The sequence below is a fragment of the Arthrobacter sp. Sr24 genome, assembly GCF_054511175.1.
Genome location: NZ_JBTNDB010000004.1, coordinates 15303 through 35850, shown reverse-complemented (window position 1 = coordinate 35850; position 20548 = coordinate 15303). Strand labels below are relative to the sequence as shown.

19 protein-coding genes are annotated in these 20548 nt (G+C 58.5%); 11 read left to right on the top strand and 8 right to left on the bottom strand.

Annotated features, from left to right (window positions below; all coding sequences use genetic code 11):
* Nucleotides 1–106 precede the first annotated feature (106 nt).
* The 4 genes from glgC (at nt 107) to pepN (ending at nt 6781) form a co-directional block, all read left to right on the top strand.
* Nucleotides 107–1552, top strand: a complete 1446-nt coding sequence (glgC, locus tag ACX80D_RS04215) for a glucose-1-phosphate adenylyltransferase (RefSeq protein WP_459321385.1) — start codon at nt 107–109, stop codon at nt 1550–1552.
* Nucleotides 1549–2988 (top strand): SDR family NAD(P)-dependent oxidoreductase, encoded by a 1440-nt coding sequence (locus ACX80D_RS04210; protein ID WP_459321384.1) that lies wholly within the window; start codon nt 1549–1551, stop codon nt 2986–2988. The genes glgC and ACX80D_RS04210 overlap by 4 nt, the downstream gene beginning before the upstream one ends.
* A complete protein-coding gene (locus tag ACX80D_RS04205; RefSeq protein ID WP_459321383.1) occupies nt 2982–4070 on the top strand; it encodes a YeiH family protein in 1089 nt (362 codons plus the stop codon). Before ACX80D_RS04210 ends, ACX80D_RS04205 begins: the two co-directional genes overlap by 7 nt.
* A 65-nt stretch (nt 4071–4135) precedes the next feature.
* Nucleotides 4136–6781, top strand: coding sequence for an aminopeptidase N (pepN, locus tag ACX80D_RS04200; RefSeq protein WP_459321382.1), 2646 nt, complete (start codon nt 4136–4138; stop codon nt 6779–6781).
* A gap of 159 nt (nt 6782–6940) precedes the next feature.
* On the opposite strand, the gene ACX80D_RS04195 is transcribed toward pepN, so the two are convergent.
* Nucleotides 6941–7291, bottom strand: a complete 351-nt coding sequence (locus ACX80D_RS04195; protein ID WP_459321381.1) for an ArsR/SmtB family transcription factor — start codon at nt 7289–7291, stop codon at nt 6941–6943.
* Nucleotides 7292–7388: 97 nt separating this feature from the next.
* Here ACX80D_RS04195 and arsB point away from each other — a divergent pair, with 97 nt between their 5' ends.
* The 6 genes from arsB to ACX80D_RS04165 all read left to right on the top strand — a co-directional run bounded on the left by arsB (nt 7389) and on the right by ACX80D_RS04165 (nt 12830).
* A complete protein-coding gene (gene arsB, locus ACX80D_RS04190; RefSeq protein WP_459321380.1) occupies nt 7389–8468 on the top strand; it encodes an ACR3 family arsenite efflux transporter in 1080 nt (359 codons plus the stop codon).
* 53 nt (nt 8469–8521) lie between these two features.
* Nucleotides 8522–8944 carry an arsenate reductase ArsC gene (locus tag ACX80D_RS04185; RefSeq protein ID WP_459321379.1) on the top strand — a complete coding sequence of 141 codons (423 nt, stop codon included), beginning with the start codon at nt 8522–8524 and terminating at the stop codon, nt 8942–8944.
* A 14-nt stretch (nt 8945–8958) separates the two neighbouring features.
* Nucleotides 8959–9933 (top strand): thioredoxin-disulfide reductase, encoded by a 975-nt coding sequence (gene trxB, locus ACX80D_RS04180; protein ID WP_459321378.1) that lies wholly within the window; start codon nt 8959–8961, stop codon nt 9931–9933.
* Nucleotides 9934–10016: 83 nt separating this feature from the next.
* Nucleotides 10017–11555 carry an FAD-dependent oxidoreductase gene (locus ACX80D_RS04175; protein ID WP_459321377.1) on the top strand — a complete coding sequence of 513 codons (1539 nt, stop codon included), beginning with the start codon at nt 10017–10019 and terminating at the stop codon, nt 11553–11555.
* A gap of 43 nt (nt 11556–11598) precedes the next feature.
* On the top strand, nt 11599–12264 hold the full coding sequence (locus ACX80D_RS04170; protein WP_459321376.1) for an arsenate reductase ArsC: 666 nt from the start codon (nt 11599–11601) through the stop codon (nt 12262–12264).
* A gap of 143 nt (nt 12265–12407) precedes the next feature.
* The gene (locus ACX80D_RS04165) at nt 12408–12830 is read left to right on the top strand and encodes an arsenate-mycothiol transferase ArsC (RefSeq protein ID WP_459321375.1); all 423 of its coding nucleotides are present in this window, start codon (nt 12408–12410) and stop codon (nt 12828–12830) included.
* A gap of 66 nt (nt 12831–12896) precedes the next feature.
* Here the strand turns inward: ACX80D_RS04165 and ACX80D_RS04160 are convergent, their stop codons facing one another.
* The gene (locus tag ACX80D_RS04160) at nt 12897–13286 is read right to left on the bottom strand and encodes a MerR family transcriptional regulator (protein ID WP_459321536.1); all 390 of its coding nucleotides are present in this window, start codon (nt 13284–13286) and stop codon (nt 12897–12899) included.
* Nucleotides 13287–13466: 180 nt separating this feature from the next.
* Here ACX80D_RS04160 and ACX80D_RS04155 point away from each other — a divergent pair, with 180 nt between their 5' ends.
* Nucleotides 13467–14990: a SulP family inorganic anion transporter gene (locus tag ACX80D_RS04155; protein ID WP_459321374.1), complete on the top strand. Its 1524-nt coding sequence runs from the start codon at nt 13467–13469 to the stop codon at nt 14988–14990.
* A gap of 89 nt (nt 14991–15079) precedes the next feature.
* Here ACX80D_RS04155 and nhaA read toward each other — a convergent pair whose 3' ends face one another.
* From nhaA to ACX80D_RS04125, 6 genes are all read right to left on the bottom strand, one after another.
* Nucleotides 15080–16414, bottom strand: a complete 1335-nt coding sequence (gene nhaA, locus ACX80D_RS04150; protein WP_459321373.1) for a Na+/H+ antiporter NhaA — start codon at nt 16412–16414, stop codon at nt 15080–15082.
* A gap of 529 nt (nt 16415–16943) precedes the next feature.
* Complete coding sequence (locus ACX80D_RS04145; protein ID WP_459321372.1) at nt 16944–18005, bottom strand: lipoate--protein ligase family protein; 1062 nt, start codon at nt 18003–18005, stop codon at nt 16944–16946.
* Nucleotides 18006–18098: 93 nt separating this feature from the next.
* On the bottom strand, nt 18099–18353 hold the full coding sequence (locus ACX80D_RS04140; RefSeq protein ID WP_459321371.1) for a type B 50S ribosomal protein L31: 255 nt from the start codon (nt 18351–18353) through the stop codon (nt 18099–18101).
* A 95-nt stretch (nt 18354–18448) separates the two neighbouring features.
* The gene (locus ACX80D_RS04135) at nt 18449–18910 is read right to left on the bottom strand and encodes a peroxiredoxin (RefSeq protein WP_459321370.1); all 462 of its coding nucleotides are present in this window, start codon (nt 18908–18910) and stop codon (nt 18449–18451) included.
* Nucleotides 18907–19755, bottom strand: coding sequence for a TrmH family RNA methyltransferase (locus tag ACX80D_RS04130; protein WP_459321369.1), 849 nt, complete (start codon nt 19753–19755; stop codon nt 18907–18909). Before ACX80D_RS04130 ends, ACX80D_RS04135 begins: the two co-directional genes overlap by 4 nt.
* The gene (locus ACX80D_RS04125; RefSeq protein WP_459321368.1) at nt 19752–20531 is read right to left on the bottom strand and encodes a sulfite exporter TauE/SafE family protein; all 780 of its coding nucleotides are present in this window, start codon (nt 20529–20531) and stop codon (nt 19752–19754) included. Before ACX80D_RS04125 ends, ACX80D_RS04130 begins: the two co-directional genes overlap by 4 nt.
* Nucleotides 20532–20548 lie beyond the last annotated feature (17 nt).

Below are 20548 nucleotides of genomic sequence, written 5' to 3'. Positions count from 1 at the left end.
CTCTCAAGGTAGTCTGTCTGGACACATTTGTTCTAGTGTGAAGTTGTTGTGACTCACAGGGAGGACACAACACAGTGCACCATTCAAGCTGTCGGAGGTTGGGATCATGTCAGTAAAGAAAGTTCTGGCGATCGTGTTAGCAGGCGGTGAGGGCAAGCGTTTGATGCCCTTGACAGCAGACCGTGCAAAACCGGCGGTTCCATTCGCCGGATTCCGGTTGGTCGATTTCGCATTGTCTAACTTGGTGAATTCGGGTTATTTGAAACTCGTCGTGTTGACGCAGTATAAATCTCATAGTTTGGACCGCCACATTTCAGAGACATGGCGCATGTCCACCCAATTGGGAAATTACGTTGCTTCGGTACCGGCACAACAACGCCGCGGCAAGAGCTGGTTCTTGGGCAGCGCCAACGCCATCTACCAATCCATGAACCTGATCGTTGACGCTGAGCCCGACATTGTTGTGGTGGTTGGGGCCGATCACGTTTATCGCATGGACTTTGAACAGATGGTCCAAAGCCATATTGCCTCAGGAGCACGCGCCACCGTTGCCGCGGTGCGCCAGCCCTTGGAGATGGCCGACCAGTTTGGTGTCATCGAGATTGATGAAGCCAAGATCGACGGCGCGATTGGCGCCCACAAGATCTCGGCCTTCGTCGAGAAACCTCAATCGACTCCCGGCCTTCCTGACGCTCCTGACCAGTTCCTGGCTTCCATGGGAAACTACGTCTTTGATACAGACGCTCTAGTTGAGGCACTTGAGCAAGATGCCCTCAAGGAAGACACCAAGAATGACATGGGCGGGGACATCATCCCTTACTTTGTCAGTCGTGATGAGGCGTTTGTTTACGACTTCTCCACAAACGACATCCCGGATGCCACCGATCGGGACCGCAACTACTGGCGCGACGTGGGAACCCTCGATTCCTACTACGACGCGCACATGGATCTCATCTCGCCTGTGCCGATCTTTAATCTGTACAACCGTGCCTGGCCCATTTACACCCGCAACACCACCTCGCCGCCAGCAAAGTTTGTCCGTGGAGAGCACAACTCCGTAGGAACCGCACTCGATTCCATTGTGGCCCCGGGCGTGGTGGTCTCCGGCGGAGTCGTGGAAAATTCAGTCTTGTCTAACGATGTTTATGTCGCAGCGGGCGCCCGCGTCCAGGAATCTGTCCTCATGGACAAGGTCTCAGTTGGTGCCGGTGCCGTGGTGCGCAGAGCCATCATTGACAAGAACGTCAAGATCCCCGCAGGAGCCACGATTGGTGTAGATCCCGAACTCGACAGGGCTCGCGGCTTCACGATCACCGAATCTGGGCTGACCGTTTTGAGCAAGTGGCAGATTGTTTCTCCACCCGATGCTCGGGAAAGGAAGCTTGCGTTGGCAGCCGCTGCCGAGGTACCCGAAGCGCTTGAATTGGCCATTGGCCGTGGCAAGCTAGCTCAGGAAACCCTGAACAAGGTGGTGGAAAACCAGATCGCAGCCATCAGCGCCGTACCCGGCGGGTCAGCGCTTGACGACGAAGAGGCTAACATTGTGGGGTGAGCGCCCCAGACTTTACCCCTGAAGAAATCCAAAATTGTCTAAAAGTTTTGGAGAACATCCACGTCTACGACGAAGAACATCCTGACTATATTTCGGTTCGCCGAGCAACTGGCAAGATGTTCAAAGCCGTCAAACGTCACCGCCGAGTCGTCAAGCGTGATGCGATCAACGACGCCGACAAGGCCGTTATTGCGTTGACCGCCACGGCTGCTCCGGACCGGATCGACGATGAGACCCGGGGGAACAAACTCAAACCGTCAACAACGGGTGAGACGGCGGGGACGCTCTTGCGTTCCCGCCCGTGTTACATCTGCAAGCAGCACTACACACTCGTGGACGCTTTCTACCACCAACTGTGCCCGGACTGCGCAGCCTTCAATCATTCCAAGCGCGACGCGCGGACCGATCTCAGCGGTAAACGCGCCCTGCTCACCGGTGGTCGCGCCAAAATCGGCATGTACATTGCCTTGCGGCTGCTGCGCGACGGCGCCCACACCACCATCACCACCCGCTTCCCCAAAGATGCGGCCAGGCGTTTTGCGGCCATGGAAGATAGCGGCGAGTGGATCCACAGGTTGCGTGTTGTGGGTATTGATCTGCGCGACCCCACCCAGGTGGTGGCCCTGACCGACTCCCTCAACGAGGCCGGTCCGCTGGATATCATCATCAACAATGCCGCCCAGACGGTGCGCCGCTCCGGCAACGCCTACAAGCCCTTGGTGGATGCCGAATTGGAAGAGCTCCCCACGGACACCCCCATGCCGGAGCTGGTCACTTTTGGTCACGCCCATGACAAGCATCCACTGGCCTTGGCCACGCAGATGATGGAGCACCCGCAGCTGGCAGGCGATGAGATCGCCTCACTGGCCCTCTCCATGGGATCGGCCTCGCTTGAACGCATTGAAGCCGGCACCGCCATTGATGCAGGCGGTCTGGTTCCCGACGTTGCCGCCATCAACAGCTGGACCCAAGTGGTTGATCAAGTAGACCCGCTGGAGATGCTCGAGGTCCAACTCTGCAATGTCACTGCACCGTTCCTTCTTGTGTCCCGGCTCCGCCCGGCCATGGCGGCCTCCACGGCTGACCGCAAGTACATTGTGAATGTCTCGGCGATGGAGGGGCAGTTCTCTCGCGCCTATAAGGGCCCCGGCCATCCTCATACCAACATGGCCAAGGCGGCTCTGAACATGCTGACCCGCACCAGCGCCAAGGAAATGCTGGATACCGACGGCATTCTCATGACAGCCGTAGACACCGGCTGGATCACCGATGAACGCCCGCATTACACCAAGGTGCGCCTCGCGGAGGAGGGCTTCCATGCGCCTCTGGACCTGGTGGACGGCGCCGCACGCGTCTATGATCCCATCGTCATGGGCGAATCCGGAGAAGACCAGTACGGTGTTTTCCTGAAGGATTACAAGCCCAGCCCGTGGTGAAGTACGACGCCGGGAGGCTGGCTTTAGCGGCCACGTTACGGACATTGGGGCCGGGTTTGGCAGCCGCCTTCGCGGCCGTGGCCGGCTCCCTCGTGGTCCACGCATTGGTACCGATGCTGCCCGCCATGACGGTCGCCGTCGTACTTGGTATTTCCGCCGTCAACTTGCCCGGCACCTCGGCACTGTGCCAAGGTCCATGGCGGGCCGGGCTGAACTTCGCCGGCAAGCACCTGATGCGTGTGGGGATCGTTGTTCTGGGACTCAAGCTCAGTCTGGGCGACATCATGGACTTGGGCTGGATTACTGTGGCCCTAGTCGTGGCGGTGGTGCTGCTTAGTTTTGCTGGCACCTACGCGATGGGGAAGATGTTCCGGCTGGGCGGCGATACTCCCCTGCTGATCGCAACCGGATTTTCCATCTGTGGGGCCTCGGCGATTGGCGCCATGGCCGCGGTCAAGGGCACCAAACATCAGGACACCGTGCTGCCCGTGGCGCTGGTGACACTGTGCGGGACGCTCGCAATTGGCGTACTGCCGCTGCTCATGCACCCGCTGGGCCTATCGCCCCTTCAGTTTGGTCAGTGGGTGGGTGCGGGCGTTCACGATGTGGGGCAGGTGGTGGCCACGGCACAAACGGCTGGCAGCGTTGCTCTCAGTGCCGCCGTCGTTATTAAGTTGACGCGCGTGGTGCTGCTGGCGCCGATCGTGGGCGTCGCTGGAGCGATGGAACGGCGCAAGCACAAGCACGCAGCAGGAACGCCCAGCGCGACAGGACCAGCAAGCGCTACCGGAGCCGCAGGACCAGCAGTCGCATCCAAGTTTCCGCCGGTCATCCCGCTCTTTGTGTTGGGCTTCTTGTTGTTGGCTGCGCTGCGCAGCACCGGGTGGCTGTCTGAGTTCGCCATTGAAGGTGGCGCACTGGCACAGGACATTGCACTCGGGGCTGCACTCTTTGGCCTAGGTTCCAGTGTTCGTGTCCGGGAGCTTTTTCAAACTGGGCTGCGGGCAACAGTGATGGCTTTGTGTTCTTGGGCGCTGATCGCCCTCTTGGCCTTTGGTGCCGTGCACCTGATGGCTGCCTGATTTTCGCGATGAGCCTGACGGCTGCTTGACCTGCATTTAGAGTCGGTGCGTGATTGAATCAAAGAGTGCCAAATTTCAATCTTTCTCGCAGCGACGCTGCCACCCGCAAATCCTTCCTCACGGTCCACAGCTACGATGTCGAGCTAGACCTGAGCGAGGCCCAAAACCTCTCGGTTCCCGGTTTCACCAGCCGCACCACCATTTCCTTCGCGGCGAATCAGACCGTAGCCGGGTCGGAGCAGACCTTCCTTGACTTCATGGGACTTAGCGTGGAGTCAGTGGTCCTGAATGGAACACCGCTGGATACAACTGAAGTGGTGGATGGTGCCAGGATCAACCTGCCCGGTCTCGCCAGCGAGAACAAGGTAGTGGTCACTGCCACCGCCGCCTATTCCACCAGCGGGGAGGGCCTGCACCGATTCGTGGACCCTGCCGACGGGCAAACCTACACGTACACCCAGTACGAACCTGCCGATTCCCGCCGCGTCTTCGCCAACTTTGAGCAGCCTGACCTTAAGGCACCCTTTACCTTCCACGTGACCGCACCGACCGGCTGGGACGTGGCTTCCAACCAATCCGTGACGTCCAAGGCAGCGCTCACGAAGCAGTCGGATCAGCCAGGCGCAGGCACCACCCGCTGGGATTTCGCCCCCACGCTACCCATTTCCACCTACATCACCACCGTGTTGGCGGGCCCGTATTTCAAGGTCGAAGACCACTTCTCCATGGTGTTCCCACCCGAGAGCACGCACGCCGGTCAGAGCTTGAACATCGCCTTGGCCGCGTATTGCCGGGCATCCCTAGCACCGCATTTTGATGCCGATGAGATCTTCAAGGTCACCAAGGCTGGGCTGGCGTACTTTAACGAGCTCTTCGACTACCCGTACCCGTTTGGCAAGTACGATCAGGCATTTGTGCCCGAATATAACCTGGGCGCCATGGAGAATCCGGGCTTGGTGACCTTCACGGAGGCGTATCTGCACGCGTCCCGTGCCACCGATTCGGCTTATCAGCAGCGCGCCAACACGATCATGCACGAGATGGCGCACATGTGGTTTGGCGATCTTGTCACGATGAGCTGGTGGGATGACCTCTGGCTGAAGGAATCCTTCGCTGATTTCATGGGGCATCTGGCCGTCGCCGAGACCACCGAGTGGGGCCAGAAATCATGGATCATGTTCGCCAGCCGTCGCAAGGCGTGGGCCTACACGCAGGATCAGCTTCCCACCACCCACCCCATCGTGGCCGACATCCCCGATCTGGAAGCCGCCAAGGCCAACTTTGATGGCATCACCTATGCCAAGGGCGCCTCAGCGCTCAAGCAGTTGGTGGCTTATGTTGGCCACGACGCGTTCATCGCCGGCTCCCGGGAGTACTTCCGTCATCACGAATATTCCAACACCACCCTCAACGATCTGCTGGAACCGCTGAGCCATGCATCGGGCCGCGATCTCAAGGAGTGGGCAAGCCAGTGGCTGGGCACCTCCGGGATGTCCACCCTGATCCCTGATCTGGACATCGACAAGGGTGCCGTCACCTCCCTACGCATCAAGCAGACATCCCTAGATCCAATCACCGGCAGCACGGCACTGCGCCCGCACCGCTTGGGCGTCAGCTTCTTCACGTACGACGCCGGAGCCCTGGTCAAGACCCAATCGTTCACACTTGATGTGGTGGGCGAAGAGACGCACGTTGCCGATGCGGTGGGCTCCCCCGCTCCCGATCTAGTTCTGGTCAACGATCAGGATCTCAGCTACGCCAAGGTGCGCTTGGATGCCGGGTCTATGAGCACAGCATTGGCGAGCGTTGGCAGCATAGTTGATCCCTTGGCTCGCAGCCTGGTGTGGTCGGCGCTGTGGAATGCCACCCGAGATGGCATGCTCCCAGCCACCGTGTACCTTCGCACCGTTGCTGCGCACGCCGGTGGCGAGGCTGACACCAGTTTGTTGCAGACCCTGGCTGACAACGCCCTGTACGCACTGAACAACTATTGCCCCGCGGGCGACCGGGCCGCGTCCAGAGAACTGTTGCTGGCCGGCGTCGACCATCATTTGTCTCACGCCGAGCCGGGCAGTGACGAACAGCTGATCTGGGCACGCACCCTCGCGCTCTTGGGCAGAGGCAGCGATGCTGTGAATACTCGAAGCCGGGAACTGCTAGCCGGCAGCAATGTTCCGGCCGGCCTGGTTGTGGATGGTAGTTTGCGCTGGCTTCTCTGGCAGCAGCTGGCTGCTCGCGGTGAAGCAACGATAACGGAACTCGATCAAGAGCTGGCCGCAGACACCACTGCAGAACACCGAGCCAACTACTGCACGGCCGTCGCGGCCCTGCCTGAGGCTGCGTTGAAGGAACAACGCTGGGTCGAAGCCGTTGAGGAGAGTGCGCTGAGCAACCAACTACTCAGCGCAACGATCGAAGGCTTCATGATGGGCAGTAAAGCACTGCTGGAGCCGTTTGCCGAACGGTACTTTGAGTCAATTGAGTCGGTCTGGAGTACGCGGAGTTTGGAAATTGCCGGGCGTATTGTTCGTGGCTTGTTCCCAGCTCACCAAGATTTGTTGGCCGGACAGTCCCCTGATCACCATCCGGCGATTCACCGCACGGACCAGTGGCTGGCAGAGCACCCGGACGCTACCAGGGGGCTTCGCCGGATGGTGCTCGAACAGCGCGATCACCTGCTGCGAGCATTGCGTGCGCAGGCTGGAAGGTAATGAAGAACGCCGGGCTAGCGCTGCGCTTCCGCGTAATGGGCTCTAGTGCGGCCTCCGAAAATTCAGGACGGTGGCTTCTTTGAAGCCACCGTCCTGAATCGCCAACTCTCGACTAGCGCAAGCGTGCTCAGTGCCCCTAGTGTCCGGTGTCCAGTCCGGTTACAGGCCGGTGATGATGGTGGCGGCCTTTTCCAGCGCACCGGGAACGATCGAGTAGTATGCCCAGGTGCCGCGCTTCTCACGTTCCAACAAGCCTGCATCCACCAAGATCTTGAGGTGATGGGAGACAGTGGGCTGACCCAAATCCAAGGGCTCGGTGAGGTCACAGACGCAGGACTCACCGCCGTCGCCGGCTTTGACAATGGAGAGCAGACGCAGTCGGTTCGGGTCCGAGAGCGCTTTGAGGATCCGGGCCGACTCTTGAGCGTCAGTGGCGTTCAGTACGGGCCGGTCGCTGGGTTCGCAGCAGACTTGCTCAGAGCTTGTCTCCATCGTTAATGCAGTGTTCATGTATCCATTATGCCCATAGATTGACAATTGTCGATACAGGGGTTGATACTTTTCATATCGACAATCGTCAATCTTAGCTGGACCGCCTAGGAGCTTTGTGAGTATCAAGACCACTACACCCGCCCTCTCTGGAGAGGCTGCCGTCGTTGGCAAGCTCTCCACCTTGGACCGGTTCCTGCCGGTGTGGATCATCGCCGCCATGGCCGTGGGCCTGTTACTAGGGAGATTCATTCCCGGCTTGAATGCCGCCCTGGACTCAGTAAAAGTGGGTTCGGTTTCCCTGCCAATCGCCATTGGGTTGCTGGTGATGATGTATCCCGTCTTGGCGAAGGTCCGCTATAACGAAACCGGGCGGGTGTTGGCGGACCGCAAGTTGATGATCACCTCGCTGGTCATCAACTGGGTGGCAGCACCGGCGTTCATGTTCGCGCTGGCCTGGATCTTCGTCCCGGATCTGCCTGAGTACCGCACGGGCCTGATCATTGTGGGCCTGGCCCGCTGTATAGCAATGGTGATGATCTGGAACGATCTAGCGTGCGGCGACCGCGAGGCCGCCACAGTACTGGTACTAGTCAACTCCGTCTTCCAGGTCTTCGCCTTCGGTGTCTTGGGCTGGTTCTACCTTCAGGTATTGCCGGGCTGGTTGGGACTTCCCACCACCAGCGCAGATTTCTCCTTCTGGGCCATCACCGCCTCGGTTCTGATCTTCCTCGGCATCCCCCTGCTGGCAGGATTTTTGACCCGAACGATTGGCGAAAAAGCCAAGGGCCGCGACTGGTATGAAGGCAAGTTCCTGCCGAAACTCGGTCCGTGGGCGCTGCACGGGCTGCTGTTCACGATTGTGTTGCTGTTTGCGCTCCAGGGCGATCAAATTACCTCCAACCCGTTGGATGTGGCCCGCATTGCCTTGCCGCTGCTGGTGTACTTCATCGTGGTCTTCGGGGTCAGTATGGTGATTGGCCGCCTGTTGAACCTGGGCTATGCGAAGACCACCACTTTGGCCTTCACCGCCTCGGGCAACAACTTCGAACTGGCGATCGCGGTGGCGATTGGCACGTTCGGTGTCACTAGTGGCCAAGCCCTGGCCGGCGTCGTAGGCCCACTCATCGAGGTCCCCGTCCTCGTCGCCTTGGTCTACGTAGCACTCTGGGCACGGAAACGATTCTTCACCCACTAAACCCCGCCAATTCGTCCCGACCCCCACATACTTTCTAGCAGGAGCCTGAACACATGAACACCACCGAAACATCCAAGAAGCCCTCCGTCCTGTTCGTCTGCGTGCATAACGCCGGCCGCTCCCAGATGGCCGCTGCCTACCTCACCACGCTTTCCAATGGCGCCATTGAGGTTCGCTCCGCCGGGTCAGCACCAGCAGAGACAGTCAACCCGGCCGCAGTGGCCGCAATGGCTGAAGAAGGCATTGACATGTCCACTGAAATCCCCAAAGTATTGACCACTGAGGCCGTGAAAGAGTCTGACGTTGTGATCACCATGGGTTGCGGCGACACCTGCCCCATCTTCCCGGGCAAGAGGTACGAGGATTGGGAGTTGGAAGACCCCGCCGGGCAGGGAGTGGACTCGGTACGTCCCATCCGAGACGACATCAAGGCCCGCATTCAGTCCCTTATCGCTGAACTCCTCCCCACCAACTAGAAAAGGGACCTGCCATGACTGAACAAATCATCATCATCGGCTCCGGCCCCGCTGGATACACGGCCGCGATCTACGCAGCCCGTGCCGGGCACGCCCCGCTGGTCATCGCAGGCGCCGTCACCGCTGGCGGGGCACTGATGAACACCACCGAAGTGGAGAACTTCCCCGGATTCCCCGCCGGCATACAGGGTCCGGAGTTGATGGACAACCTCCAGGAACAAGCCGAACGCTTCGGTGCCCGGATCATCTTCGACGACGTCACCGCAGCCACCCTCACAGGCGATCTGAAGACCGTCACCACCGCCGCCGGTGAAAGCTACCAGGCACCAGTGGTCATTCTTGCCACCGGCTCCGCCTACAAGGAACTGGGCTTGCCGGAGGAAAAGAAGTTCACCGGCCACGGCCTGTCCATGTGCGCCACCTGCGATGGATTCTTCTTCAAGGATCAAGACATCGTGGTGGTTGGCGGCGGCGACTCTGCCATGGAAGAAGCAACGTTTCTGACGCGCTTCGCCAAGTCAGTGACCCTGATCGTGCGCCGTGATGAACTCCGGGCCTCAAAGATCATGGCGCAACGAGCCATGGAAAACCCGAAAATCCACATCATGTTCAACAGCGCGGTCACGGCTATCCATGGTGAGGATAAAGTTTCCGGTGTCACGGTGCGCAACACGGCCACTGGCACAGAAGAGGCACTGCCCGTTACTGGCGTATTCGTCGCCATCGGCCATCTTCCCCGCACTGAACTGGTTGCTGGACAAGTCGATTTGGATGAGGACGGATACATCCGGGTACAGGCACCCACCACACACACCAACCTAGACGGCGTGTTTGCTTGCGGGGACGCCGTTGACCACCGCTACCGGCAAGCCATCACCGCGGCCGGAACCGGTTGCGCAGCGGGCTTGGACGCCAAGAGCTACCTCGCAGCACTCGATGACAGCCAAAGCGGCACCAAGGCCAGCATCTCTGAGTCGGTCCCGGCGTAGCCGCCCCACCATCGCCTGACCAGCAGCTGACTGGCAGGGCCCGAACATAACTAATTGCGAACATCTCAAGGAGAACTACGGACATGACGAATTCACAAAATGAGCTTCCAGTTGCCATCATCGGTGCGGGCCCCATCGGCCTAGCGGCTGCAGCGAACTTGATCGAACGCGGCATCACCCCCATCATCTTTGAAAAAGGTGCAGACGTGGGTGAAACCATCACAGCCTGGGGTCACATTCGTTTGTTCTCCTCCTGGGAGCACAACATTGACCCAGCCTCCCGCCGTCTGCTGGAGCCCACTGGTTGGACTGAGCCCCGACTGACGTCCTTGCCCTACGGTTCCGAGCTAGTGGAAAGCTATCTCATGCCCTTGGCCGCTATCCCTGCCATAGCGTCGGCTTTGCGTTTATCCTCCACCGTGACGGCTGTGAGCCGGGTCGGCATGGATAAAACCCATTCACGCGACCGTGACCAGCAGCCCTTCCTGGTTCGTGTCGCCGACGCCGACGGACTTCTGAGCGATCACCGCGTGCGTGCAGTGATCGACGCCTCCGGCACGTGGTCCCAGCCCAACCCACTCGGCCAGGCCGGCCTGCCCGCACCGGGCGAAACCGAAGCCATCGCAGCCGGACTCATCACCGCACCCTTGGCTGATGTCACTGGCGCGGATCGTGACCGCTTCACCGGCAAACACGTCCTCGTCATTGGGGCAGGCCACTCCGCTGCGAACACTCTCATCGGTTTGGGCCAGCTGGCTAAGAACGAGACGGGAACCCGGATCAGTTGGGCCGTGCGCGGCTCTGACGCCTCCCGCCTCTACGGTGGCGGGGATCTGGACGGCTTGCCGGCTCGCGGCCAACTGGGAACTCGTCTGCGCAAACTCGTCGAAGACAGCATTATTGAGCTGCACACCTCCTTCACCACCACCTCCTTCGCAACCAGCGTTCAAGGATTGGCTGTCACCGGCTCCACCCCGAACGGGGATAAGACACTGGACGTGGACTTGCTGATCCCGGCCACAGGGTTCCGCCCAGATCTGGACATTCTGCGGGAAATGCGTTTGGAACTCGATCCGATCGTGGAGGCCCCACGGGATCTGGGTCCAATGATCGATCCTGAATTCCACTCCTGCGGAACCGTACCCGCCCACGGAGCCAAAGTCCTGGCCCATCCCGACAAGGATTTCTACATTGCCGGAATGAAATCCTATGGCCGTGCCCCGACCTTCTTGATGGCCACTGGCTACGAGCAGGTCCGCTCCATCGTCGCCGCCCTGGCAGGAGATCAAGTAGCGGCCGACCAGGTCCACCTCGAGCTCCCCGAAACCGGTGTCTGCTCCACAGACCTCGGGGGCAGCTGCGACACCCCCGTCCAAGCCACCGCAAATCAGGATCAGGGTGAACCAGCATCGTCATGCTGCAGTACTCCGGAACTGGTACTGATCGGCATCCCCACCGGTCTTGAGCACGGGCGCTCCGCAACAGACTCCGCCACAAAATCTGCCAGCACCTGTGGCTCCCCTGCCGAGACACCTGCGGTCCAGGATGAGTCCGCGCCAGCCTCATCTGGCTGCAGCTCCCCCGAACCGGGACTGATCGGCACCCCCACCGTCCTGGCCTAAGCTCGTCACTCCACAATCAACGACCAAGCGAAAAGAGACCGCTATGAGTGAGCAACGCGAGACTGTACTGACCGGCCTAAGCGATGATACCGCCGTTCTAGAGCGCATCAGCGCAGACCTGACTCTGAAGTTCACTGGAATCTTCGCCGCTGAGACCGTCGAACGCTACGTATTCGAGTCATACACAGCCTTGGCCCGGACGGCAAGGATCCGCACGTACCTAGCCTCCACGACAGCTAGGTTTGCGGCCGACCGGCTCAAAGCCTTGGCGCAATCCAAGGGTGCGATCGCCCAAGACGTGCCTGAAGTATTGTTCGTATGTGTCCACAACGCCGGACGCTCGCAAATGGCAGCCGCTCTATTGAACAAACACGCCCAAGGAGCGGTCCATGTCCGCTCGGCAGGCTCGGCCCCGGTCGCAGAACTGGAACCCACAGTTGTAGCCGCCATGGCCGAGGTTGGCATCGACTTAGCCCAGGAGTTCCCCAAGCCGCTCACCGATGACGTCGTCCGCGCAGCCGACGTCGTCGTCACCATGGGCTGCGGGGACTCTTGTGCAATCTACCCAGGCAAGCAATACCTTGATTGGCAGATCGAGGATCCGGCTGCGAAGGACTTGGCCGGGGCGAGGATGATCAGGGATGAGATTGACCAATTAGTCCAGAACCTCCTCGAGAAACTCAAAGCAGTAACTGATGAGGAAATCTAGGGACGAGGCCAGGATGAGTATGGCCTCGCGGACCCGACTCGGGGGTCCGACGCCCAGGATTCATGCCGAAAATCAATGAACTCCTCCCCGCACATGCAACAGCATTTCCACTCCCCTCTCACGACTGAAAGAAGAACCATCCCATGACCAACAAACCCGGCATCCTGTTCGTCTGCGTGAAGAACGGTGGGAAATCCCAGATGGCCGGTGGCCTCATGCGCCACCTAGCCGGCGACACCGCGACCGTGTACACCGCCGGAACCAAACCCGGAACCGCCCTGAATGCCCAATCCGTGGAATCACTGGCCGAACTGGGTATTGACATCTCCACTGAGCACACCAAGCCAATCACCTCTGAGATGCTCAATAGCGTCGGCCTCATCATCACCCTCGGCAAAGAGGCTGTGGTGGACCCGGTCCCGGGGATTGAGATCCGCAACTGGGACACAGATGAACCGTCCGAGCGTGGTATCGAAGGAACGGAACGGATGCGCCTGGTTCGTGACGACATCAAGAACCGAGTACTGGCCCTCATGAAGGAAATAGGCACCAACCCAGCCTCATAACTTCAGCCAATTTCCCTAATTCATGGTGAGAAGTTCACAGAATCAATCTGGGCAATAGGGCATATTCTATTCTTGGTTTGAATCTCTTAGCCGGAGGATGAATTCGTCCGCTTGAGCCAGGTTTCGGGCCATTTTGGCTCGTTGCCTGGTGCCATGCTCAAGAAATTCCCTCAACCGTGCTTGAGTTCCTGCAGCTGCCCTCTCACTCTGATCCAGTGCGAGGATATCCAAGATTTCTGACATTTCCTCCAAGGTAAACGCTAGTGGTTTCATTGTCTTGATGACCATGAGGCGCTCGTAGTCATCTTCAAGATAGACACGAAAACCACCGTCTGTGCGCGCGGTTGCCGGAAGGAGACCTACCTCGTCATAGTGCCTGATCGTCCGATGAGAGAGCCCCGTCCGTTCAGCCAATTCGCCAATATGCATCGTTGTCGCGTGTGCCTTCTCCGTCATAAAAATCTCCGTCAGTGGTTCCAGCATCAACTCTACCGTCACGTTAGGGTAGAGTTACAAGTGAGTGGTGAGTCCTTCTAAGGCTATCTCCCACTGACCCGGCGCAGTGTCGCGCCCCATAACACTTGAGAAATGCGAAGACGCTGAACTGCGTCTTCTTGACCCTGAATGGAGCCAGTAATGGCCAACACCACACTGCAGCCCAAACCGCCCCTGACCCCAGAACAACTCCAATCCGTGCGGGAAACTCTCCGCTCCCCACGCCGTCTAAAAACCGAGGCCCTTGCTGGGCTTGTCGTGGCATTGGCACTGATCCCCGAGGCCATCGCGTTCTCAATCATCGCTGGGGTTGATCCTCGGATCGGATTGTTCGCCGCCTTTACGATGGCCGTGACGATCTCTTTTGTTGGCGGCCGTCCCGCCATGATCTCCGCCGCGACCGGGGCAGTCGCCTTGGTGATCGCCCCACTGGTGAAGTCCCACGGCCTTGACTACTTTATTGCCGCGGTCATCCTGGCCGGAATCTTCCAAATCATCCTAGGCGTCTCGGGGGTTGCCAAGCTGATGCGGTTCATTCCCCGTTCCGTCATGGTGGGCTTCGTCAATGCACTAGCCATCTTGATCTTCATGTCCCAGGTCCCGGAACTGATCGGTGTGCCATGGATGGTCTACCCGCTGGCTGCTGTCGGCTTGGTCATCATTTTCGGACTACCCAAACTCACCAAAGCCGTTCCGGCACCACTGGTGGCCATAGTCGTCCTCACCGTTATTACCGTGGTGGCGTCAATCGTTGTTCCCACGGTGGGAGACAAGGGAGAACTTCCAGGCTCACTCCCTGCCCTGTTCATCCCGAACGTTCCTTTCAGTCTGGAAACCTTACAAATCATCTTCCCGTTCGCGCTGGCAATGGCGTTCGTGGGCCTGCTTGAATCCTTGATGACTGCCAAACTCGTTGATGACGTCCCGGACACTCACTCCAACAAGACTCGAGAATCATGGGGCCAGGGCGTAGCCAACATCGTCACCGGATTCTTTGGTGGCATGGGCGGTTGCGCCATGATCGGCCAAACCATGATCAACGTCAAAGCCTCTGGCGCCCGCACCCGCATCTCCACCTTCCTCGCGGGAGTTTTCCTGCTGGTCCTCGTGGTGACCCTCGGAGATATTGTCTCGGTAATCCCGATGGCCGCACTGGTAGCTGTCATGATCTTTGTCTCCATAGCCACCTTTGACTGGCACAGCATCCGCCCCAGCACCCTGGCGCGAATGCCCAAGAGCGAAACCATCGTCATGGTCTCCACTGTGGTCGTGGTTGTTGCCACCCATAACCTAGCCATTGGAGTGGGTGTTGGCGTTTTGGTCGCGATGGTCCTGTTCGCCCGGCGAGTGGCACACCTGGTCACGGTCAAACGCAATCTCACAAGCATCGACGGTGTTGAGACAGCCACGTACGTTGTAGACGGCGAATTATTCTTCGCCTCCTCTAATGACCTGTACACCCAATTCGACTACGCACTGGACCCGGAGAGTATCATCATCGACATGCACGCCTCCCACCTTTGGGACGCCTCCACGATCGCGGCTCTGGACGCCATTACCGAGAAATACCGCCGCCACGGCAAACACGTCACCATCACAGGACTCAACGAAGCCAGCATTCATATGCGTGAACGACTCTCCGGGAACCTTGGTGCCGGACACTAAGACCTACCGTCCCCGTCAGCAAAAAAGGATCCCCGTACCAGTCGAGAGACTGGTACGGGGATCCTTTTTAGCGGTGATTGCCGGCAGGGTCAGTCTTGTTGGTAGACATCGGGGATTCCATCGTTGTCAGCATCAACTGCTTCCTCAAGCTCCAGTTTCCCGTAGTACCTGTTTCTGGTGGACAAGACGGCTGTCGCGAGCAGTGCCGCTAGCACCGAGGCAGCGAGAATACCAATCTTGGCATGGTCGTCGTGGGCACTGCCTTGGCCAAAGCTCAACTCTGCTACCAGCAGAGAGACGGTGAAGCCGATTCCCGCAAGTAGGGACACACCGAACACGTCAATCCATTTCAGCGACCGGTCCAAGGACGCCTTGGTGGTTTTAGTCAGCAACCATGTGGTCCCTAGAATTCCGATCGGCTTACCGAGCACCAATGCAACCACAATGCCAATGGCAACCGGGTCGGTGGCGGCAGAGACAAGACCATCCCACCCGCCGATCGCTACACCCGCGGAGAAGAACGCAAAGACCGGGACGGCAATACCGGCTGAGATGGGACGGAACCTGTGTTCGAAAATTTCTGACAAACCTGGGCCCGCTTCAGGACCGCCATTGATCTGTGAACGGATTACGGGTATGGCAAATCCAAGCAGCACACCGGCCACTGTGGCATGGATACCGGAAGCGTGAACCAGCCCCCAGGTGACCAAGCCTAAGGGAAGGAGGATAACCCATGCCGCCCATGCCTTGGTGCCGAAAAAACTTCGGTATTTTTGCGCCAAAATAGTGTAAAGGGCCAGCGGGAGCAGTGCTAGAAGCATCGGAGTGAGCTGAATTTCATCGGTGTAGAAGATTGCGATGATACTGATGGCCAGTAGGTCATCCACTACAGCCAAGGTCAACAGGAAGATCCGCAGGGCACTAGGCAAGTGAGAACCAATGATGGCCAATACGGCCACAGCAAAGGCAATATCTGTTGCCGTGGGTATGGCCCAGCCGCGGAGCGTTTCCGGGCTGGTCAGGTTGATCAACGCATAAATCACCGCTGGGACCACCACACCGCCCACTGCCGCAGCGACGGGAACAATTGATTTACTGAACTGGCGTAAATCACCGGCAACGAATTCGCGCTTGAGTTCCAGTCCTACAAGGAAGAAGAAGATTGCTAGCAGTCCATCTGCGGCCCAAGCACCCAAGCTGAGCTCAAGGTGCCAAGGCTCGTAACCAATTCGGAAATCGCGCAAGGCGAAATAGCTATCCGAAAAAGGTGAGTTTGCCCAGATGATAGCAATGATGGCTGCAGCAACCAGGAGTATGCCACCGACGGTCTCTTTACGCAGAATCTCGCCGATTCGCAGGGCTTCAAGATAACTGCCCCGACCAAGAACGGTGGCTGGTTTGGGCGTGGAGGGTCCTTGCTTCATACAATTATTCCTTAGGAGGGTTCGACAATAGAATTGTCGACCAGACTTCCCGACTCACCTCAAAGATTCTAACATGACAGCCCAATATTTTAGCCTTTGGGGTTCTGCCTACGGATGCTCTTCTTTGACGTATTCCCCGGCCACAAGGCGGTGGAGGAGTTCGGCGGTTTTCGCCTCACTACATGGCGCCAAAAGACCGGAGCAGGTAGCTGATGTCGCCCCTGTGGGTCCGCAGAGTTGGAGCACAGGTACGTCTCGGGGCAGGTCCAAACTCATGGAGCTGGCAAGCACTGTAATAGCTGTGGCGCACACGGAGATCCCCTTGGTGCGGACAAACCCGCCTAGATGCTCACCGCCGGTCAGCAAGCCCAGCAGAAAGGCTCATAGCAACCACCATCAGCACATGTAAACCGACTACGGCGATCCACTGCAGTGTCTGATATGCCCATGACCATGACAAAACCAAAGGAAGCAGGTGGTCGATTGGGCCAACTCTTCGGCACGCGTGAGGTGGCCCGGACCAGAGGGTTTATGGCACTCGATGCAGCCACTCCTCGGTACCGAACTTCGCCACAACCCTGCGCTGCGCCTCGGCCAGTTCAGCTTCTGTGAGAGTCGCCGGATGTGTGTCGTAGCGGGCGGCAAACGTTTCAGACATGCGCTCCACAATTTCCTGCCGACTCATACCGCTTTGCCGGCGAAGGGGATCTACGCGTTTCTTCGCCGAGCGAGTGCCTTTATCCGAAAGCTTTTCCTTGCCTATGCGGAGCACTTCAACCATTTTGTCAGCGTCGATATCGTAGCTCATGGTCACGTGGTGGAGCATGGCACCATTGCTCAGACGCTTCTGGGCTGCGCCTCCAATTTTTCCTTTGTCCGTGGCAATGTCATTGAGCGGAATGTAGAACGCTTCAATGCCCATCGATTCCAGGGCCGCCAGCACCCAAGCGTCAAGAAACTTGTAGGAGTCCTCGAAGTTCAAGCCGTCCACAAGGGTCTGGGGTAGATACAGAGAGTATGTGATGCAGTTCCCGGCCTCCATGAACATTGCACCGCCGCCAGTGACACGGCGCACCACATTGATTCCATACTTTTGGACGCCCGCAGGTTCCAGTTCGTTGCGCACTGACTGAAAGCTGCCGATCACCACTGAGGGCTCATCCCAGTCCCAAAAACGCAGTGTTGGGTTGCGTAGTCCTGCACCAACTTCTTCGGTGAGGACCTCATCTAGTGCCACATTGAGGGCCGTGGGCAGAACTGTTGGGGCAATGATGTCCCAGGTGTGATCGATCCAGCTGGTTGCGTTGGTCAGCGCACGGCGAACCGTGATGGCTACGGCTTGTGCCGAGAAGCCAAAAAGTACGGCATCCGCGGGAAGCGCCTCCGTAATGGCCTCTGCGAATCCATCAGCGGGGAGGTTGGCAGATAAGCCATTGAGTGCTGCGTTGATGTCATCGAGCGCTTCGTCGGGCTCGAGGAAGAAATCACCACTGACATGGACATCGTGGAGTAAGCCGTCCGTGACAGAACAGTCAACCACCACTAACTTTCCGCCGTGGACCTTATATTCACCGTGCAATTTCGAAGACATGTCTACATCTTCCCAAGGGGAACGCGCCAAGTGCAAAAACAGGGCCCGCACCCATAGGTGCGGACCCTGTTTGAAGAACTGTGGAAAGAAGTATTACTTCTTGCCGAAGCCTGCGAAGCGAGCGTTGAAGCGCTCGACGCGGCCGGCGCTGTCCATGATGCGCTGCTTGCCCGTGTAGAACGGGTGTGACTCTGAGGAGATTTCAACGTCGATGACGGGGTAGGTGTTTCCGTCTTCCCACTCGATGGTCTTCTTGGACGTCGCGGTGGAGCGCGTCAAAAACTTGGTGCCTGAAGCCAGGTCGTTGAATACAATGGCTTCGTACTTGGGGTGAACGTTCTGCTTCACAGGGAACCTCAGAGTGTTATTGCCTGGTTTTTGCCAGACTGATGAATGTTATGGCCACTAGGACCAGCTAGAAACTTTACCGGTTCGAGCCCGTTTCACCAAGCCCGCTCGCGGAGAGCGGCTAAGGCGCTGTTGGCGTGGACATCCATATTGGTTTCACTCGTGACCTGAAATCGCAGTATCTGCCCAGAATCAACGATGAATGTGGCCCGTTTTGTTGGCAGTGACTTTGCCAACAGACGACGCCGGACACCGAAGATATCGGCCACAGCACCATCCTGGTCGCTCAGGAGTGGGTATTCAAAGTGGTTCTTGGTCGCGAAGTCGAGCTGCTTGGCCACCGAATCGGTACTAATACCCACCATGGAGGCCCCTTCGGCGGCAAATTCTGCTTGCAGGTCACGGAAATGACAGGCCTCTTTGGTGCAGCCGCCGCTGCCAGCTAAGGGATAGAAAAAAATCACTACAGGGCCGTTAGCAGTCAGCTCGGAGAGACTACGAACCTGACCGTGTTGGTCCTGCAGGGAAAACTCGGCAACTTTCTCATCAATCTTCATCCTTCAACACTACTCGCAGAGGCGGCACTAAAGCTCTTTGAGGTTCGTGGATCTGTGGCGAAGAATGCCACCGCACTGGCCGCTGCAACATTGAGCGAGTCCACGCCGCCATACATGGGAATCATGACCGTATGGTTTGCAGCTGCCAGAGTCTGCGCACTAAGTCCGTAACCTTCGCTGCCCAAGATCAGTGCCAGCTTCTCGTCGTTGCGGGCGGCAAGTTCATGGATGGTGAGCGAATCGGGCAAAAGGGCGAGGGCCGCCGTCGTAAATCCAGCATCGTGGAGCATCTCGAAACCATCGAGGCCCTCCGGTAAGCGTGCCCACGGGACCTGAAAGACCGCGCCCATGCTGACACGAATGCTGCGCCGGTATAGCGGGTCGCCACAGCGCGGGCTGATCAGTACAGCATCAATACCGAGTGCCGCAGCGCTGCGGAATAAGGCACCAATATTTGTGTGGTCACTAATGTCCTCCAGCACCGCCACGCGTTTCGCGACGGCCAACATGGAGGGAATGTCCGCCGGCGCGGGTCGGTGCATGGCGGCCAAGGCGCCACGGTGAAGGTTGATGCCGGTGATCTCCTCCAGCATGGCCCCTGTGCCCACGTAGGCAGGGATATCTGGATGAGCATCCAGCACGTCGGCTATCTCTGGCAGCCGCTTTTCTGCGAGAAAAAACGAGCGCGGTCGGTGTCCAGCGGCAAGTGCCCGGCGAACCACCTTGGGACTTTCAGCGATGTAGAGGCCCTCGGCAGGCTCCCTAACTTTGCGCAGCTGGACATCAGTCAGGGAGTGGTAATCGCTGACCCGAGGATCGCTGGCGGTTTCGAGCTGGATGATCATGCGGCCACCAATTTCTGGATCATGAAGAAGAGTGCAACAACGCCCAGCGTGACAATGACGCTGCGCAGGACTACGGGAGAAAGTTTGCGGCCAATGCGGGCCCCCATAAAGCCACCCAGCAGAGAGCTCACGGCAATGAGCGCCACCACTTGCCAAATAATCTTCTCGGGAGCAAACAATAGGTACGAGATAGCGGCCACGACGTTGACACTGAGCGCGAGAAGGCTTCGCACAGCATTGGCGTTTTGCAAGGTGCCTGACATGAATATACCCAGAATTCCTACCAACAACACGCCCTGGGCGGCCACAAAATAGCCACCATAGACACCTGTCAAATAGACCAACACCACCATGGCGATATCGTGTGTGCGGGCCGAGGGGCCGGCGATGCGCTTGGCCTGAATAGCGCGTTGGAGCCGCGGCTGGAAAATGACCAGAGCCAAAGCCAACACAATCAAGACTGGCGCTACCAGGGCGAAAACCGTTTCCGGCAGGTGCAGCAACAAATAGGCACCGGTGATGCCACCCAGAATGGAAGCCGGCATGAGCTTGATGAGGTTAAACTTCATGCCTCGTAGCTCGCGCCGGTACCCCCATGTGCCGGAGACTCCCCCGGCAATCAGGCCCATTGCGTTACTGACCACAGCCATGACCGGCACTACCCCTAAAGCGATCAGGATGGGGAAGGTAACCAGTGTGCCGGAGCCAACCACAGAGTTGATGGTCCCGGCCCATAGGCCGCCGAGCAGTATGAAGAAGGATTCGAGCGCGTTCACTGCCGGGGAAAGGTCCT

Coding starts and splice junctions, on each gene's coding strand:
- ACX80D_RS04175 (WP_459321377.1), top strand. CDS start 10,017: ATGACGAATTCACAAAATGAGCTTCCAGTTGCCATCATCGGTGCGGGC.
- ACX80D_RS04155 (WP_459321374.1), top strand. CDS start 13,467: ATGGCCAACACCACACTGCAGCCCAAACCGCCCCTGACCCCAGAACAA.
- ACX80D_RS04135 (WP_459321370.1), bottom strand. CDS start 18,910: ATGAAGATTGATGAGAAAGTTGCCGAGTTTTCCCTGCAGGACCAACAC.
- ACX80D_RS04165 (WP_459321375.1), top strand. CDS start 12,408: ATGACCAACAAACCCGGCATCCTGTTCGTCTGCGTGAAGAACGGTGGG.
- trxB (WP_459321378.1), top strand. CDS start 8,959: ATGACTGAACAAATCATCATCATCGGCTCCGGCCCCGCTGGATACACG.
- ACX80D_RS04160 (WP_459321536.1), bottom strand. CDS start 13,286: ATGACGGAGAAGGCACACGCGACAACGATGCATATTGGCGAATTGGCT.
- glgC (WP_459321385.1), top strand. CDS start 107: ATGTCAGTAAAGAAAGTTCTGGCGATCGTGTTAGCAGGCGGTGAGGGC.
- ACX80D_RS04185 (WP_459321379.1), top strand. CDS start 8,522: ATGAACACCACCGAAACATCCAAGAAGCCCTCCGTCCTGTTCGTCTGC.
- ACX80D_RS04130 (WP_459321369.1), bottom strand. CDS start 19,755: ATGATCATCCAGCTCGAAACCGCCAGCGATCCTCGGGTCAGCGATTAC.
- ACX80D_RS04170 (WP_459321376.1), top strand. CDS start 11,599: ATGAGTGAGCAACGCGAGACTGTACTGACCGGCCTAAGCGATGATACC.
- ACX80D_RS04145 (WP_459321372.1), bottom strand. CDS start 18,005: ATGTCTTCGAAATTGCACGGTGAATATAAGGTCCACGGCGGAAAGTTA.
- nhaA (WP_459321373.1), bottom strand. CDS start 16,414: ATGAAGCAAGGACCCTCCACGCCCAAACCAGCCACCGTTCTTGGTCGG.
- ACX80D_RS04195 (WP_459321381.1), bottom strand. CDS start 7,291: ATGAACACTGCATTAACGATGGAGACAAGCTCTGAGCAAGTCTGCTGC.